Source organism: Streptomyces sp. NPDC043867, from assembly GCF_056435845.1.
In genome coordinates this window covers 78,612-95,795 of record NZ_JBWKDS010000024.1, presented here as the reverse complement: position 1 = coordinate 95,795, position 17,184 = coordinate 78,612, and the positions used below count along the sequence as shown (strand labels likewise).

Annotated in this window: 11 protein-coding genes and 1 pseudogene; 3 read left to right on the top strand and 9 right to left on the bottom strand. The window is 65.9% G+C overall.

Annotated features, from left to right (window positions below; translation table 11 throughout):
* Positions 1–333: 333 nt before the first annotated feature.
* The 5 genes from AC069T_RS23645 to AC069T_RS23625 form a co-directional block, all read right to left on the bottom strand.
* The gene (locus tag AC069T_RS23645) at positions 334–813 is read right to left on the bottom strand and encodes a RidA family protein (protein ID WP_478784610.1); all 480 of its coding nucleotides are present in this window, start codon (positions 811–813) and stop codon (positions 334–336) included.
* Positions 814–1,291: 478 nt separating this feature from the next.
* The gene (locus tag AC069T_RS23640) at positions 1,292–2,647 is read right to left on the bottom strand and encodes a GH1 family beta-glucosidase (protein WP_478784609.1); all 1,356 of its coding nucleotides are present in this window, start codon (positions 2,645–2,647) and stop codon (positions 1,292–1,294) included.
* Positions 2,648–2,707: 60 nt separating this feature from the next.
* Positions 2,708–3,547, bottom strand: a complete 840-nt coding sequence (locus AC069T_RS23635) for a carbohydrate ABC transporter permease (RefSeq protein WP_478784650.1) — start codon at positions 3,545–3,547, stop codon at positions 2,708–2,710.
* Positions 3,548–3,575: 28 nt separating this feature from the next.
* A complete protein-coding gene (locus AC069T_RS23630) occupies positions 3,576–4,571 on the bottom strand; it encodes a carbohydrate ABC transporter permease (protein WP_478784608.1) in 996 nt (331 codons plus the stop codon).
* 14 nt (positions 4,572–4,585) lie between these two features.
* Positions 4,586–5,902 carry an extracellular solute-binding protein gene (locus AC069T_RS23625; protein ID WP_478784607.1) on the bottom strand — a complete coding sequence of 439 codons (1,317 nt, stop codon included), beginning with the start codon at positions 5,900–5,902 and terminating at the stop codon, positions 4,586–4,588.
* A gap of 195 nt (positions 5,903–6,097) precedes the next feature.
* Here AC069T_RS23625 and AC069T_RS23620 point away from each other — a divergent pair, with 195 nt between their 5' ends.
* Positions 6,098–7,417 (top strand): ROK family protein, encoded by a 1,320-nt coding sequence (locus AC069T_RS23620; RefSeq protein ID WP_478784606.1) that lies wholly within the window; start codon positions 6,098–6,100, stop codon positions 7,415–7,417.
* A 6-nt stretch (positions 7,418–7,423) separates the two neighbouring features.
* Here AC069T_RS23620 and AC069T_RS23615 read toward each other — a convergent pair whose 3' ends face one another.
* The 4 genes from AC069T_RS23615 to AC069T_RS23600 form a co-directional block, all read right to left on the bottom strand.
* Complete coding sequence (locus AC069T_RS23615) at positions 7,424–9,868, bottom strand: beta-glucosidase (RefSeq protein ID WP_478784605.1); 2,445 nt, start codon at positions 9,866–9,868, stop codon at positions 7,424–7,426.
* Positions 9,869–9,986: 118 nt separating this feature from the next.
* A complete protein-coding gene (locus AC069T_RS23610) occupies positions 9,987–11,063 on the bottom strand; it encodes a DUF1996 domain-containing protein (protein WP_478784604.1) in 1,077 nt (358 codons plus the stop codon).
* Between the two features lie 82 nt (positions 11,064–11,145).
* A complete protein-coding gene (locus AC069T_RS23605; protein ID WP_478784603.1) occupies positions 11,146–13,314 on the bottom strand; it encodes a discoidin domain-containing protein in 2,169 nt (722 codons plus the stop codon).
* Positions 13,315–13,576: 262 nt separating this feature from the next.
* Positions 13,577–15,772 carry a discoidin domain-containing protein gene (locus AC069T_RS23600; RefSeq protein WP_478784602.1) on the bottom strand — a complete coding sequence of 732 codons (2,196 nt, stop codon included), beginning with the start codon at positions 15,770–15,772 and terminating at the stop codon, positions 13,577–13,579.
* Positions 15,773–16,519: 747 nt separating this feature from the next.
* On the opposite strand from AC069T_RS23600, the gene AC069T_RS23595 reads away from it, so the two are divergent.
* Positions 16,520–16,846 (top strand): aspartate/glutamate racemase family protein, encoded by a 327-nt coding sequence (locus AC069T_RS23595; RefSeq protein WP_478784649.1) that lies wholly within the window; start codon positions 16,520–16,522, stop codon positions 16,844–16,846.
* 115 nt (positions 16,847–16,961) lie between these two features.
* Positions 16,962–17,145, top strand: a pseudogene (locus AC069T_RS23590) (transposase); the annotation flags it as partial.
* Positions 17,146–17,184: the final 39 nt, after the last annotated feature.

The following is a 17,184-nucleotide window of genomic DNA, read 5'->3' as shown; positions in this document are numbered from 1 at the left end:
GCCCTTAGCACAGCAGTGACCTACGCCACCCGCGAAAGCCTGTCTCCCGTATGAAAACGACACTTAACCGAAGGCGGAAAACCTGCGCTCTTCCCTTTCTCGCTCGGAGCGTCTCACAGAGCTCCAGTCCAGCGCCTTCCGTGCCTGGTCTCGCGCCTGATCGGCCACTTTTCGAGTTTCAGCCAGTACGTCACCACGCTCCCGCACCAATAGTTCATAAATCGGCGGATTATCGGATTCTCTTTCCTTCATGAATCTCCGAACTCTCACTGTCTAATGATGCCCCAGCCCGGGACACTGCCGCAGTGCACTATGCATCATCAATTAGCCGCATTACGAGACGCGGCGTTGTCCCAGAAATGCATTCACGGTCGCAGAGTGAACAGGTTGATCCGCTGCCGCAGGCGGACAGACGAACGTCCCCTCAATTTCCACGAGGAGTGCCTCATGCGCGAGCCCGGCCACGAGAAGCACCGTGTTGGCTGGAACGGCGCCTTCTGAGAACCACTGAGCGTAGATCTCACTTCTGACTTCGTTGAACTCCGCGAGGTTGCTTCGTCCGACAACGTAGGTGGTCAGCTTGATCAGATCTGCTGGTCTTGATCCTTGTGAACTGAGCAAGTCAGCAATCGCAGCGAAAACCGCGCGTGTTTGCTCTGCTGCGCCGTGCGATGGTTGGGCGGCGACCGCAGCCATGTCGACTTGGCCGGAGAACGTAGCAATGCGTGCTTGCGGCGCAGTAACAGCCAGCTGGCTGTACAACCCTGCGGGGGCAGGAGCCTTCTGGGGATTTGAGTGCTCTACGTAGGACACGCGAGTCATCCAATCATGGCAAGGCCAAAGTGGCTAAAAGTGTGCCCGGTGGCCTTGCTGGTCCCTCTGTCTCCCCTACGGACGTCGGCATGGATCAGGCTTCTCGTGGCAGGTTCCTTGGATTCGAGGGGCCTTGGTGCCCTGGCGCCGACCGAGGGGTGTATCGCGTGGCTCGGTGTACAAGGTGTGGCTGATCGGTTGACCTAAATCTTCCAGTTCCGCTTCCTACTCCAGCAGCATGTGCTCTCAGCACACGGCCCGAGACCGACGTCCTGAACCTGGTCATCGCTCCCAGAAATGTATGACACGAATGAGTACATCTTCACCAGTGGATCAGGGGCCGGGTTTATGCATTGTCAGTGGTTTTCCGACAAGAATCCTAGCGGCGGAACCCCCGTTACCACCGACTGTCCCTGAGAGAGGCCCCTGCCTACGCTCGGTGTGCGTAGGCAGGAGCCCTGAGTTCTTCGCATGGAGGTCAGGCGGAATTCCGCCGATGGGTGCGGATGATGTCCGCGTACCGGCGGCCGCTCGACTTGATGGTGCGTGCCTGGGTCACGTAGTCGACGTGAACGAGACCAAATCGCTTGTCGTAGCCGTAGGCCCACTCGAAGTTGTCAAGCAAGGACCAGGCGTAGTAGCCGGCAAGCGGAGCGCCCTTGCGCACGGCCCGAGCACATGCGCTCAGGTGTAGCTCCAGGTAGCGGGCTCGCTCGGGGTCGTCGATGCTTCCGTCAGCGTTGACGGTGTCGTGAAATGCGGAGCCGTTTTCGGTGACGAACAGCTGGCGGACGCCGTAGTCGTCGGTAAGCCGCATGAGGAACGACTCCAGGCCGTCGGCGTCGACTTGCCAGTCCATGCCCGTGCGGGGCACGTCGGGCAGGCGGACCTCACGGGCGTGCGGGACGGGGCCTGTCGGGTCGTCGGCGACCGTGACGGGGAAGTAGTAGTTGAGGCCGTGCCACTCGAGAGGGGCGGCCATCGTCTGCAGGTCTCCGGGGCGCTCCGGCAGTTCGACGCCGTAGAGCTCGCGCATGTCGGTGGGGAAGCCGCGCCCGTAGACGGGGTCGAGCCACCAGCGGTTGGTGTGGCCGTCCATGCGGGTGGCTGCGGCGATGTCCTCCGGCGTGGTGGAGGCGGCTGCCACGGTCGAGTGGTTGGTGACGAGGCCGATCTGGGCTCCGGGCGCCGCGGCGCGGATGGCCTGGGTGGCCAGTCCGTGGCCGAGGAGCAGGTGGTAGGAGGCGTGCACGGCGGCGGTCAGGTCGGTGAGGCCGGGTGCCATCCTGCCCTCGAGGTGGCCGATCCATGCGGAACACAGTGGTTCGTTCAGGGTGGCCCAGCGGGTGACTCGGTCGCCCAGCCGCCCGGCGACGGTGGACGCGTAGGCGGCGAGGTGTTCGGCAGTGTCGCGGTTGGTCCAGCCGCCTCGGTCCTGGAGGACCTGGGGGAGGTCCCAGTGATAGAGGGTGATGTTGGGGGTGATGCCGGCGTCGAGGAGGCCGTCGACGAGGCGGTCGTAGAAGTCGAGGCCGGCTTCGTTGACGGGTCCGTCGCCGCCGGGGATGACGCGGGGCCATGCGATGGACATGCGGTAGGCGTCGGTGCCCAGTTCCTTCATCAGCGCGATGTCCTGGGGCCACCGGTGGTAGTGGTCGCAGGCTTCGTCGCCGTGGTCGTCGTTGTCGATCTTTCCCGGAGTGTGGGAGAAGGTGTCCCAGATCGATGGGGCTCGGCCGCCTTCGGCGACGGCACCCTCGATCTGGTAGGCGGATGTGGCCGTGCCCCATACGAAGTCGTGGGGGAATGCGTCGAGTTCTATCGAATGGGACACAGTGGGTGCCTCTCTGGGGTGATCACAGGGGTGAGGTAAGGGGCTGCGGGCGCTGTACGGCTACTTGACGGCGCCGGCGGTCAGCCCGGTGACGAGGTAGCGCTGCAGAAGAAGGAAGCCGGCGACGACGGGCAGGCTCACGACGAGGGAGGCAGCCATGATCTGGTTCCAGTACACGTCGTTTTGGGTGGAGTAGCCCTGGAGGCCGACGGCGAGGGTGCGGGTGGCGTCGTTCGTCATGACGGAGGCGAAGAGGACTTCCCCCCACGCGGTCATGAACGCGTAGACCGCGACCGCGACGATGCCGGGGATGGCGGCGGGCACGATGACTCTGAAAAGTGCGCCGAGCGGTCCGCAGCCGTCTACCTTGGCCGCTTCGTCCAGGTCACGGGGGACCGAGTCGAAGTACCCGATCAGCATCCAGATGGAGAAGGGGAGGGAGAAGGTGAGGTAGGTGAGGATCAGGCCGCCGCGGGAACCGAAGAGGGCGATGCCGGTGGTGTTGCCGATGTTGACGTAGATGAGGAACAGCGGCAGCAGGAACAGGATGCCGGGGAACATCTGCGTCGAGAGAACCGTGACCGTGAAGACTCGCTTGCCGCGGAAGGAGTAGCGGCTGACCGCGTAGGCGGCGAACACGGCGATCGTGACGGAGCAGACGGTAGCCGCTCCGGCGACGATCAGGGAGTTCATGAAGTAGTCGGCCAGTGGGACGGTGTTCCAGATGTCGAAGTACGGGCGGACGGTCAGGCCGGAAGGGATCCACTGGAATTTCCCGGACACGTCTTCCAGAGGCTTGAGAGAGCTGGAGATCATGACGTACACCGGCAGCAGAACGAAAGCGGCCAGCAGTGTCAGGAAGATGCGCCGGCTCCACAGGAAGGACTGCGGGGCGGCCATCGGGGAGCGGACCCGGCCTCGGGTTTGGCTAGGCATCAGTGGCCTTCCTTCCTCGGGAAGTGAGCAGGAGGTAGGCGCCCGTCACCAGGAGCAGGAACAGCAGCAGCAGTACCGACATGGCCGATCCCGTGCCGAAGTTCCAGGTCTGGAAGGAAGACTGGTAGATGTGCAGGGAGATGAGGTCTGCTGCTTCTGGCGCCGCTCTACCGAAAAGGACGAAGGGCGTGTTGAAGTCGTTGAAGGTCCACAGGAACAGCACCAGAACGAGGACCTGGTTGACCGGGCGCAATGACGGCAGGGTGATACGGCGGATCTGCTGCCAGACGCCTGCTCCGTCGAGGGCTGCAGCTTCGTAGATTTCCCGGGGGATGTTCTGCAGGCCGGCCATGATGATCAGGAAGGCGAAGGGCCAGCCTTTCCAGACGGAGACGACCAGCAGCGCGTAGAAGCTGTTGTCGCCGATCAGCCAGAACGGCGGGCTGTCGGTAAGACCCAGCTGGTCGTGCACGACGTGGTTGATCAGTCCGTTGTCGCGCTGGAACATGAACGCCCAGGTGATGACAGCGGCGTAGACGGGCAGCGCGTACGGGACGAGGAAGAGCGTGCGCAGGAAACCACGGCCGCGGAAGCTCTCCTGCATGAAGATCGCGGCGGCCACCCCGAGGAGCCAGCACAGGCCGACCGAGCACAGGGTGAACAGACAGGTGGTGAAGAAGGACTTCAGCAGGGCCTCGCCGATGGGGGCGCTGAAGTCGATCGCGAGAGAGTAGTTGTCGAACCCGGCCCACGGAGCGGTGCCCCAGTCCCGGATGTAGAACTGCGTGAGTTCTTTGAAGCTGACGACGATGCCGATGACCATCGGCACCAGGTGGACCAGGAGTTCGAGCAGGAGGGCGGGGAGCAGCAGGAGGTACGGCAGGCCGATGCGGCGCAGCCGCCCGGAGCGGCGCCTGCGCGGCGCCGCTCCGGGAGAGTTCTTCCCTGCTGTCCGCTCACCTGTGTCGGAGGAAGCGGTGAGGGTCATTGGAGTGTCCGTACTCACTTCTTGGGCATCTGCTGCTGGGCCTTCTCGAGCTTGGCCCGGACCGAGTCGGTGGTCACCGGCCGTCCCGCGGCGGCGTCGGCGAAGAGTTCCTTGACCGCGGTGCCGACGACGGTTTCGAACTGTGATTCTTCGGCGACCTGCGGGAGTGCGGTGGCACTGGTGGCCAGGGTCTCGCGCAGGACGGCGAGTGAGGGGGTGTTGAAGGCAGGGTCCTGCTGAGCAGCCTTGACCGGCGGGATGGAGCCATACGCCTTGTTGAGGATGACCTGCTCTTTGTCGCTGGTCATGAACTTGACGAACTTCTTGGCGCCGTCGATGTTCTTGGTGTTCTTGAAGACGGCCATGTTGATGCCGGCGACCATGGAGTTGGTGGCCGTGCCCGTGCCGGGCTTGCCGGACTGCACCGGGGCGGGCGCCACTCCCCATTCGTCCTCGTTCATGCCCTGGGACTTGAAGGTGGCCGAGGCGGTCTGCCACAGGACCATGGCTGTCTTGTCCTTGGCGAAGTCGCTCAGGGACTGGTTCTGGGCATACTCGGCGTTCCCCGGGGCCACGATCTTCTTCTTGGCCATCAGGTCGACGTACTGCTTGACGGCGGCGACGGCAAACTTCGAGGTGAAGTTGGCCTTGCCGTCGGGAGTGAAGAAGTCGGCGCCGTGCTGCTTGCCGAGGACGAAGACCTGGTGGATGTTGTTGGAGAGGTTGGACCCCTCGGCGCCGAGTCCCCACTTGCCGTTCTTGGAGAGCTTCTTGCCGGTTTCCGCCAGCTCGTCCCAGGTGGCCGGCGGCTTCTGGATGCCGGCGTCGGCGAACATCTTCTTGTTGTAGTAGAGCGCGTAGGCCATGGAGTACAGCGGTACGGCGGCGGGGTCCTGGCCCTGGACGCCGGTGGAGCCGAGGGCGGAATCCACGAAGCGGTCCCTGCCGCCGATCGCGTCGAAGTTCTTCGCGTCCCAGGGCAGCAGGGCGCCGCTGGACTGCAGCGAGGCGCTCCAGGTGTTGCCGATGTTCAAGACGTCGGGACCCTGGCCGGAGGTGGTAGCGGTGAGAATCCGGTTGAGGAGGTCGGACCAAGGCACGACCTCCAACTTCACCTTGATGCCGGTGTCCTTCTCGAACTTGTCGAGTTCCGGCTGGAGGACCTTCTTGTCGACCTTGAGGTTGGCGCCCTGGTTCGACGCCCAGTAGGTGAGCGTCTTCGGCTGCTTGTTGGAGCCCTCCGTGCCGGACGAGCCCCCGCCGCATGCGGCGGCGGTGAGAACGAGCGAGAGGGTGACGGCGCCGACGGCTGCGGCTCTGATTCTGCGCATGACTGTAGGGGCCTTCCGGGGAGGTGGACGGACTTCGCCTGCGGGGTGGGTGTGACACGAGTGGCGTCCCGCGTTCGGGCCCTGAAGCACCCCCGGCGCTTAATTTACGGTGTGAGTTAAACCTCAAGCGAAGGTCGCGTCAAGGCCCCAGTCCCATGTAAGTTGCAGGCAGAACACGGGAAACGAGGGGGCAGGGTGAAGGTGCGCAACGGCCGCACAGTGCGTGACCTGCGGTTGGAGAACCGCACCGCAGTGTTGCAACGGTTGTATTTCGACGGGCCCCTGAGCCGCTTCTCGCTCGGCCCCGTCACCGGGCTGAGCTCCGGATCAGTGAGCAACGTGGTGGCCGAGCTGGTCACCGAGGGCCTCGTCGAGGAGGCCGGCAGCGTGGACTCGGCCGGCGGCCGCCCCCGAACGCTCCTGCGCATCAAAGCGGACAGCGGCTACCTCATCGGCGTGGACATCGGAGAGACGCGCGTACGTATCGAACTCTTCGACCTGGCCCTGACCGAACTCGCCCGAGTGGAACGGCCGTTGGCAACCGAAGGCCCACGCGTCGACCGCTATGACATCAACGTCGTGCTCAGGCACCTGCGCGAGGGCATCCCCAAGGTCCTCAACCAAGCCGGCATCCCCGCCGAACAGCTCCTGGGTGTAGGCATCGGAGTACCGGGCATCGTCGCCGAGAGCCCCAAGGACGGTGCCGTAGTGCACGGCCAGACCATCGGCTGGAACGCCGTCCCGCTCGAGCGACTCCTGCGCGAATCCCGACTGCTGCCCAAGACCGTGCCGTACTACATCGAAAACGGCGCCAAAACCCTCGGCCAGGCCGAGATGTGGTTCGGCGCCGGAAGAGGCGCACAGAACGCCGTCGTGGTCCTCTTCGGCTCCGGTGTCGGCGCCTGCCTCGTCACCGACGACCTACGTTCAGGCGTAGCCCTGGAGTGGGGCCATCTGACCGTACGGGTACGGGGCCGGCACTGCCGCTGCGGCGCAAGAGGCTGCCTTGAGGCGTACGCAGGCGCAGAGGCACTCCTGGAACGCTGGTCAGAGGCGGGCGGCCGTCCCCCTGCCGGCACAGACGAGGAGACCGCGCTGACCGCGATGCTCGCCGCCGCCTACCCCGCCCCCGACGAGAACGGGACGACTCCGCCCGCCGACGCGACCGCCCTGGCCGTCCTGGAAGAGACCGCCGAGTTCCTCGGCGCCGGATTCTCCGACCTCATCAACCTGTTCCAGCCCGACCGCATCCTCGTAGGCGGATGGGCCGGCCTCCAACTCGGCCCGCGCTTCCTGGACACAGTCCGCACCTACGCCACCGCGTACTCACTGAAGTTCCCAGCCGCGCGCGTCGAAATCGACCTCGGCACCCTCGGGCCCGACGCCGTCACCGTCGGAGCCGCGATCCTGCCGCTCGCCGACTTCTTCGCCCGCGGCGGCCGCCGCGCCGAAGCGGACCCCGAGGAACTGAGCCCTGCATGGCAGACCAGCCTGCGGGAACGGGCGGCGAACTGAACAGCTTCAACCAGTGAACTCCTCAGGCTCCAGCGTCACCTCCCCCTCCCATCGCAAGTCCCCCGCAGACCTGCCCGCCATCAGCCGGTACGACCCCAGTTCCCGGGACCAGGCGTGCTCCACCTCCGACCAGTGGCGCAGCGCACGGGCAGGCACCTCCACCTCCGCGACCACCTGCCGACCGGGCTCGGCCCGGACCGCCGCCCATCCGGCGAACCAGCGCACGGGCCGCTCCACGGCCGACCCCGGCCGGGCCATGTACACCTGTACCACCTCCCGCCCGGCGCGGCTGCCCGTGTTGCGAAGGCTTACTCGAACGGTGAACGCCTCGCCCACCGCGACCCTGGTGGGAGCATCGACGGCTTCGTACGCCCAGGTGGTGTACCCGAGCCCATGGCCGAACCAGAAGGCCGGCTCGCGGCTGGCCCGCGACCAGGCCCGGTAGCCGATGTGAAGGCCCTCCGTGTAGTCGAGACGCCCCTGCGCCGGTTGCGTGCGCGTCACGGGTGTGTGCGCGAGAGAGGCCCCCCACGTTGTAGGAAGCCTGCCACCGGGCTCTTGCAGACCGAAGAGTACGTCGGCGATTCCCGCACCGGCCTCTTGTCCTGGGAACCAGGAGAGCAGCACAGCGCCCGCGTCCCTACGCCACGGCATCTCGACCGGACCACCGCTGTTAACGACCACGACGGTGCGCGAATTGACTGCGGTCACCGCCCGTACGAGATCGTCCTGGTACCTGCCAAGGGACAGGTGACTGCGGTCGTATCCCTCGGTCTCGTCATGCTCAGTTGTACCGACGACCACCAGTGCAACGTCCGCCGCACGGGCGGCCTCCACCGCGGCCTGCAAGACGTCTTCCGCCACGGACTCCGGCGGCGCCGCCGTGACGATGGTGGCGCGTCCACAACCGGGCGCCAGCTCACGCCTTGCCACCACATGCACGGGCTGTTTCGAGGTCAGTTCTGTCCGTGCTTGCTGGACTGGCGGATTGACGTGGACAACCGCCGGATCGTCTGTCTCGCACGGGAACACGCCGTCCAGGATTGGGTTTCCCTCAATGGTGAGTGTCATCCGGCCGAAGCCTCCGACCCCAAACGTCCAGGCACCCGCCTGTCGCGGTCGCAGCGCAGCGCTGATTTCCACGGTATGTGCCCCCGGGGGCAGATCCGGCTCGAGCTGACGGCCCGAGAAGCGATGTTCTGCATGCAGCTCTGCGCCCGACTCGTCCAAGACGCGCAGCAGCACACCCGGGGTGCCCGTCCTGGGGTTGCTGCACAAGTCGATGTCGAGCGGAGCCGAGGCCGCCCCCGGCAGGTGGGCTGGGACATGCACTACGCGGGCGCGACCCCGCAGCCGGGCTCGGATACCGGCCAGCGGGGTCACCACGTCAGGAGGGAAGACACCGGCGCTGCCTCCGCCTTGCGTGCGCGGTGAGGCGGCATGGGCGCCGATGACTGCGATGGTGGAAAGCTCTGCCGGATCCAGCGGAAGCACGCCTTGGTTATGCAAGAGCACGGAACTGGCCGCGGTCGCGCGGCGCAACAGTGCCCGGGTGCCGCGCGAGCCCTGCATCGGCGTGCGGCGCTGTCGAGGCGGTCCGAGAGCGCCCACCCGGTCGGCGAGCCGCAGCAGCCGGCGCACCTTGTCGTCTACTGCTTCCTCCGGGACTCGACCGTCCTTCACCGCCTGGACCAAGGCGGTCCCCCATGGACTCTGCGGTCCGGGCATCGCCAGGTCGAGCGCGGCACGGGCCGGTTCCTCTGTCGAACGCAGGGCCGCCCAGTCGGACACGACGACGCCGTCAAATCCCCACTCCGTCTTCAGGGGCTTTTCCAGGAGAGGGTTCGATGTCATCGTCACGCCGTTGACGCAGTTGTAGCCCGCCATGACAAGCCATACGCCCGCCTCGACAGCTGCCTCGAAGGGCGCGAGGTACACCTCGCGCAAGACCCGCTCGGAGACGCGCACGTCGACGGTCAAGCGGTCGGTTTCACTGTCGTTCGCGACATAGTGCTTGGCGGTAGCAGCCACACCGTGGGCCTGAATGCCCCGAATCAGGGCCGCACCGGTTCGTCCCGTCAGTTCTGGATCCTCCGAGAAGCACTCGAAGTGCCTGCCTCCAAGTGGAGTCCGGTGGAGATTGAGCGTTGGCGCCAGCACCACGTCGACGCCCTTGCGGACAGCCTCGGCCGCTAGCAATCCACCCAGTTCTTCCACCAGTTCCTCGTCCCACAAGGCGCCCAGGGCCGACGCTGAGGGAAGCAACGCCGACGGGCGCCGCTCATCCCACGCCTCACCGCGGACGCCTGCTGGCCCGTCCGACATCACCATCTGCCGCAGCCCGATATCGACCTCCCCCGCCGTGCGCCATGTCGTCGCACCGGTAAGCAGACGTACCTTCTGCTCAAGGGTCAGCTTGCCGATATGCCAGTCGACGTTCCTGTCGTCCATGTCCCGCCCCTCTCTCACATCTGCTCCGTCATGGCCCTGCCAGATGGTCGGGGCAGGACCAAGAGCCCGGCCGCCCTCGCGTGAGCGGGAACGGCCGGGCCCCGGGAAAATCGGTCGGTCAGGGCAGTCGGTAGTCCGCGTTCAGGACCGCGCCCTGCTCCGGGTGGTTCTCGTCGTAGCCACGCGGATTGCACTGGAGGCCGCCCACGATGCAGTGGTCGACCATCGCCTTGAGGGTGAGTTCCTCCCATGCGTTGAAGAAGTCATAGTGGAAGGAGTACCCGCGACCACTGGCCAGGCGGACCTGGCCCATGTCGCCGTTGACCGGGAAGGCCATCTTGAACTCGATCATCGGCAGGGCCACGGGGTGGCTGGCCGGGCACATGTTGTCGTTTGTGCCGGGTTTGACGACCGGGTAGGCCATGTGACTCTTGTGGTCGGGGGTGTCGAGGTACTTGCCGTCCCAGCAACTGGGGGCCTGGAAACGAATGTTGAGCTGTACGTCGGGCCGGCTCGGGCAGCTAGCCGGGAAGTCGACGTTGAAGAAGCTCTCACCACATTCCCAGCCTTCGACGAACCCGCGGTGGTGGCGGAAGGCATCGGCGCTCTGCATGGGATCGCCCACGACGAACCGCAGCCCCTTGGGGAACGGCCGCACGCTGGTGTAGTCGGTGACACCGGCCTTGTAGTAGATGACCTGCGGCCCCACGGGGAGGATCTTCTTGTCCCCGTTGTAGAGGGAGGGCATCCAGTACGCGGAGGCGTCGGCGGGTGCCTTACAGGTCGTCGTGCCTCCGTAGAGGCTTGCGGTTGTGCTGGCGGCGTTCGTGGTGGTGTTGCCCATGAAGGTGTGGTCGTGGGACTTGCCCGGCTGTCCCGGATACACGATCGGGTCGTCCGGCGCGGTATGCGTGACGGAGCAGTTGGCCTGGAATTCGTGGAAGTAGCGCGACGGCGGGGTGGCCGTAGACGGCGTGACCCCTGTGACCTGGGGGACGGCCGGTATGTAGCCGTCACCGTCGGGGTCGTCGCCGGACGCCTGGGTGGATACAGCCATCGTGTGCCCGGCGTGACTGACAGCCGGGGCACGACTTTCCGGATCGGCCGCGGTGGCGATCGTGCCGAGGCCAAGAACGGATGCGACGAGAGCGCTGCCTAGAAGGAGCGCAGGGAGTTGTTTCGAACGCCATTTCATGAAGGGCCTCCAGCCCATGGGTGAGGGGTGGCCCGGCAGGGGGCTGAGCGCTGACCCCCTGCCGGGGGTATGGCGTGGTGTGTCAGCTGTAGATGCCGAATTCGTGGAGCGAGTAACCCCAGCTCGTCCCCCTGGCTGTCAGGTGGAGACGCACGTGCCGTGCGGTGGTCGCAACATCGATGGTGTCGATATCGCCGTTGCCGGTCGTGGTGGAGTGGACCGTGCGCCAGGTGCTTCCGTCGTCGGACACCTGGACCTCATAGGACTTCGCGTAGGCCGCGTCCCACACCAGTTGGAGCTTGCGGATCGCGGTGGAGGCGCCGATGTCGACGCTGATCCACTGCGGGTCGCTCCAGTCACTGGCCCAGCGGGTGTCGCTCTTGCCGTCCGTGGCCTTGGAGGGCTGGCAGGGACAGTCTCCGTAAGACTCCTGAAACGAGGAGGCGGTGGTCGGCTTGTTCAGCGCCACGTTGGTACCGGAGACCGGCGGAGCGACGACCTTGACCGACTTCGTTTCGATGCCGGCGTTCCCGTGTCCGTCCTCGGCCTGGATGTACACCTTCCAGACGCCCAGCTTCTCGGGCGCGGTGACGGCGAAGGTGCCGCTCCCGGTGGAGCGCCAGCGGGCCTCGACGAGGCGCTTGTCGCCGTTGGCGTAGTTGCCGCTGAGGAAGACCTTGTACGTGATCGGGTCGCCGTCCGGGTCCCGGACGTCGGCCCGCACGCTGAACTCGTCGCCCGCAGGGGCCGATGAGCCAGGGGTGACGGTCATGTTCGTGATGACCGGGGGTGTGTTGTCGCCGCTGGTCGATCCGGTGTAGGCCTTCTTGACGGCGTAGTAGGACAGGCGCTTGAGGCCGTCGGGCACGAGGTTGAACCAGACGCCGCCGAAGTCGTGCTCGGTGCCGTAGTGGAACAGGGTGGCGCCCAGGGCGACGCCCCGGTGGCCGGTGATACAGCCCCACGCCTTGGTGTAGCCGTCGGCCTTCTGCACATCGGTCGGCTCGTTGGGGATGCCGTTGGCGTCGTCGGGCACCTCCCATTCGCCGGCGGGACCACCCTCGGTGATGATGTAGGGCTTGGTGTAGCCGCCTGCCTCCCAGTCCTTTTGGACGTTGCAGATGTCCCCGTAGGAGTTCATCGAGTAGAGGTCGAGGTCAGGGGCGTTGCGCTTGTAGTACGGCCAGGCACCGGTCCAGGCGTCCGTGGAGGTGACCGGGTGGTCCGGGTCGATCGAGTGGATCTTTTTGGCGACGTCGTTGACGAAGGAGGTGTAGGCGTTGCGCTGCGACTCCAGCTCGGTGCCGTTGTAGCAGTTCTGCAGGCCGAGGACCGATTCGTTGCCGACGTTCCACATCAAGGTGGCGGGGTGCGACTTGTAGGTCTCCACCCACTTCGCGAACTCAGTCAGCATGTTGTTCTTGTACGTCGAGTCAGTGACGTAGTTCACGCAGCCGCCGCTGCCCGGGCCACCGCCCGGCTGCAGCCAGAAGCCGTTGATCACGCGGATTCCGTTGGCGGCTGCCGAGTCCAGCAGGGGCTTGGTTCCGCCGTCGGTACCCCAGGTGCGGACCGTGTTGACGCCCATCGACTTCACGTCCGGCATGTACCGGGGTGCGTCGGCGATGGCCGGCCCCCAGGTCAGCCCCTTGACGGTGTACGGCTGTCCGCCGACGGTGAGCTGCCAGTTCCCCTGAGAGCCCGCTACCCGGACCGCGCCTCCTGCCGGCGGGGTGTCGTCCGTGTTCCCGTAGACCTGGAACTCCCACAGAGAGTAGCCGTATCCCCCGGACCGTTCCGTTCCCAGCACCCGCACGTAGCGGCCGGCACCGGAAAGGGTGAGGTCGTCCGTGCCGCCGTCGCCGTCGGTGACGGTCTTCACCGTCCGCCAGTCGGTGCCGTTGTCGGACGCTTGGACTTGGTAGCCCTTCCCGTACGCCGCCTCCCATGTCAGGACGGCGCGAGTGAGGTTCGCACGCTTGCCGAGATCAACCTGGAGCCACTGCGGGTCGCTCCACTTGCTCGACCAGCGAGTGCCGGTGAGATTGCCGTCCACGGCCGCCGATGCGGCGTACGCGTCCCCCTCCTGAGAGGAGGCGGTGGCAGGCTTTCCTTGGGACAGCAGGCTGTCAGCTGCCTGGGCGGGCGGGGCAGCGAGGGTGAACGATGACGCCACCAGTGCACCGAGAGCCAGCACGGACAGGCCGGCGCGGCGGCGGGTCCGGGCGGGTGGTGAGGGAGGTCTGGACACATCTGCTCCTGGCAGGTTGGGGTGCCGGACGGGGAGCGCTCACCAGGGGGGTCCCCGGTCCTCGTGTCGGCGCGTGACCGCGGCGTGCCGCCCTACTGGGAACGACACGGCCGCATGGGGGGAGGTGCAAGGGTGCGGTTCACGGCGCCCGGTTCGGGCACCGGACCGCGCAGCCCCTCCGGGCCGGGGCGGGATGTCACCCGGACCGGAGGGGAGTCATGGCCAGCGTTGCCAAATCAGGCGGCGGCTGGCGGCTGGCGTATCAGGGGAAGGACACGACGGTGGACGGCACCGTCGAAGTTCCAGAGGGAACCGTGGATGCTCCGGTGTCGTTGATGACGTGGTTGTAATGACCCATTCCGCCGAGGGACACCACCAGCAGGCTGTGGAACTTCACCCCTGGCTTGACCGGAGTTTTGAAGCCGTGGTCCTGGCGGATCGAGGAGTCGACGTTGTAGTTGCAGTAGCTGCCCAGGCCCCATGCCTCATGAGTATCGACCGAGTCATCGACACGGTAGGCCGCGTAGCCCTTGGTCGTGCCGTTCTGAATAGCGGCCTGGTTGGGAGCGTCGTACGCCTTCTCGTTCTGGTAGAAGATCGTGCGGCCACGCTCGCCGTACCACTCGACGTCATACTTGTTGAAGTGCTCGACGAACAGACCGGTGGCCAGGACGTCGTCGCCGTTGACCCGGACACCGTAGTCGGCGCGGTTGGTCTCCCAGCCGACACCCTCGCCGTGGTCTGCCCGCCACACCCAGGTGTGGTCGATGATGGTGTCGTCATTGTTGATGACCATGCTGGTGGTCGCCTTGCCCGCACCCGCGCCGCCGATGCGGATGTACACGTCCTGAACGGTGGTGGGGTTGGCACCGTGGTCGGTGGAGGCTCCCTGCGGGCCGACCTCCAGGAGTGTCTGGGAATTGACCGGACCAGCGTCGACCAGGAACCCGGCCAGTCGCACGCCGTCGACATCGGCGACCTTCATCGCGGTCACTCCGTTGTCAGGAATGATCGTGGCCAGGCCAAGGCCCAGGACGATCGTGTTCGCCCGGTCGATCTTGATGGTCTGGTCGACGTGGTACACGCCTGGCGTGAACAGCAGGTGCAGGCCCTGGTCGAGTGCCTGGTTGATCGTTGCGGCGGTGGCGCCGGGCTTGACGACGTAGAACTTGTTCAGAGAAATCGACTCGCCCTGCGGGGTGCCGCTCGCCCAGGTCGTGCCGCGGGCGTTGGTCCGCTTGGCAGGCGCGAAGACCTTGTACTCATTGCCGTCGAGGTAGAGGAACGGCTTTTCCCGGGAAACGGGGGTGTCGTTCAGGGTCGTGTAGCGGGGCTCCGGGAAGCCGTTTGCCGGGGCACCCTCGACCCCTGAGAAGACCTGGTTCCACACCGAGTTGGACCAGCCGCCGATGGCACTGTCACGGGTGTACCACTGCTGCTGCGAGTAGTTGCCGACCTGACCGTCGATCTTCGAGTCAGCAATGTAGCCGCCGCTCGCCCAGCCATAGCCGTTCGGAGCGAGGTTCAGCCCGCCCTTGACGTGCATACGACGGAACGACGCGGCCTGGGAGACCGCCCAGCGGTTGGTTCCGCTCACCGGGTTCAGTGCGAGGTTCTCGGCTGCTCGCCAGAAGTTCTGCGTGGCGTTCCCGTTGAACCAGCCTGCATCGACCGTCACGTCTCCGTTGATGGTGGTGTCATCCGGCTTCAGGCCCAGGCCGGCGATCTGGGTGTAGAAGCCGATTTGGGCGTTGAGGTTGTTGTACGTGCCCGGCTTGAAGAGGAAGGCGTGCCGGCCGCTGCCGAACTGCGCCGACTCCTGCTGGCGGAACACGTCATCGAGCTTGGCCTGGATACCGGGCGTCGAGGGGTCGAAGACATGCACGTTGGGGCCGAGGCTGCCTCCGCCGGGGAGCTGCGGGCCTCCGGTGCCGGTCTCGCCGTATACCTTGAACTCCCAGAGCGAGTAGCCGTACTGGGTGGCGCGGTCAGTGCCATACAGACGTACGTAGCGGGCCTCGCCGCTCACGGTGATGGTGTCCGTGCCGCCGTCGCCGGTGGTGGTCTGGTAGGCCGTCGACCAGTCGGAGCCGTTGGTGGAGAGCTCGATGCGGTAGCCCTTGCCGTACGCCACCTCCCAGTCGAGGACGACCTGGCTCACCTTGGTGGTCTCGCCGAGGTCGATGCGGATCCATTGCGGGTCGGAATGGGCACTGGACCAACGGGTGCTGGTGTTGCCGTCGACGGCGTCGGCTGCCGGAGTGCCGCCGTTCTCCTGGCTGGATGCCGTGACCGGCTTGCCCTGCGAGAGCAGGACGGGTGCGGCCGCGGCCTCCTGAGCGGGAGCAAGGGCGAGCAGGGTGGCGGTGAGGGCGGTGACCACCGCACCGACAACACCCCGGCGCACAGATCTGCGAGGCGGGGGTGGCGCGACTGACGATATGCCAACTATGGGCATACGGGGGCTCCTTGGAAACGAGAACGACACGGGAGAGCGCTCTCCGGAACCTTGCCCGTAACGAGACGGACGGTCAAGAGATGTGTCACGACTTATCTTTCGTCTTTCATTAAGCCCCTAGTCATCTCGCTCTGGCGCGTAGGAGTTGGGCACCGCACGGCGAGGACCGGTCGGGGCAAGGTCAGGGCGAGTACGGTTCTGACGTAGCTGGAAGCACGCGCCCAAGGAGTCTCAGCAGGGCGTGACCTTCGACTGCATGCACGGGGATCACGTCCCCGGCTTGCCGATGCCCAGCACGCCGACCCTCGACCACTTCTTCTCACGCCTCCCGCGCTGGAGAGGCGATGTCGCCTGTCTGCGCGAGCAAGCTTCGTTACGGAGAGGCGCGCCATGTGCCGCTCCCCCAGCCACCCAACCCGTATGGCCAGAAAAGCGACAGTCCACACATCGCTCCACCCCTCGGGAGCGCATCCTGGAATCTCCGTCCCAGCGGACGGTGCTCACGACCCGACCAGCCTGAAGCCGACCAGGAGTTCGCTACCTGCACCGATGCCTGATCAACCCACATCAGAGGCGATTTCAATGCGCCTCCGCCAGCACCAGGGACGAGTGAGCGGGCCGGTCAATCTCGGGTGCAAACGGCACAAGAGGCCCGATAGCGGTTAAGGGCCAGCACGAGCTGATGCCCCTGCTGGATGCGACAACCCCGCATCCGAGGGTGCCGCCGACTACATCACCGGACCCGTGATGGAAGCGGACTTCTACCGCGACCGCCTCGCAGAACACGGCTTGTCCGCCATCGTCCCAGGCCAAGACGACCGCACCTTCGTCGACCAGGTCATCTTCGACGAGCTGACCCGCAACATCTTCACCGGCAACTCGCGCACTGAACACCTGCGGATCATGGAACAGTTGACAGACCGGGGCGCGGACGCGATCATCCTCGGCTGCACCGAGATTACGCAGTTGATCGACGCGCAGGACTTCCCCGCTCTGCCCTTGCTGGACTCGACCGCCCTGCACATCGAGGCCATCGTCGACGCCAGCCTGACCTCCGCCACCCCTCGAGTCTGAACCTGATCCACTTCTGCCGGCCGGCCCTCGACTCATGCCTGTTGCCTGCGCCCGCCCGACAGTCAAAACCACCGCCGAGCGCGAGCGGCTAAGGAAGATCCCCACCGCCACAAGCAAAGGCATCGAGTCCAGCGAACGATTGGGCCGCCGCCGTTGGGTGATCGAGCGCACGATGTCCTGACTGTCCGGCTACCGACGTCTGAGCTCCTCACTACGAGCGCGATCCCCGCAACTACCTGGCCCTTCTCGGACTGGCGGCCGCCCTGTGTTGCTACAAACGCCTCGTCCGCCTCACCACGCAGGACACGGTCTCAGCCGTCCGCGGCTACGACTTCGCC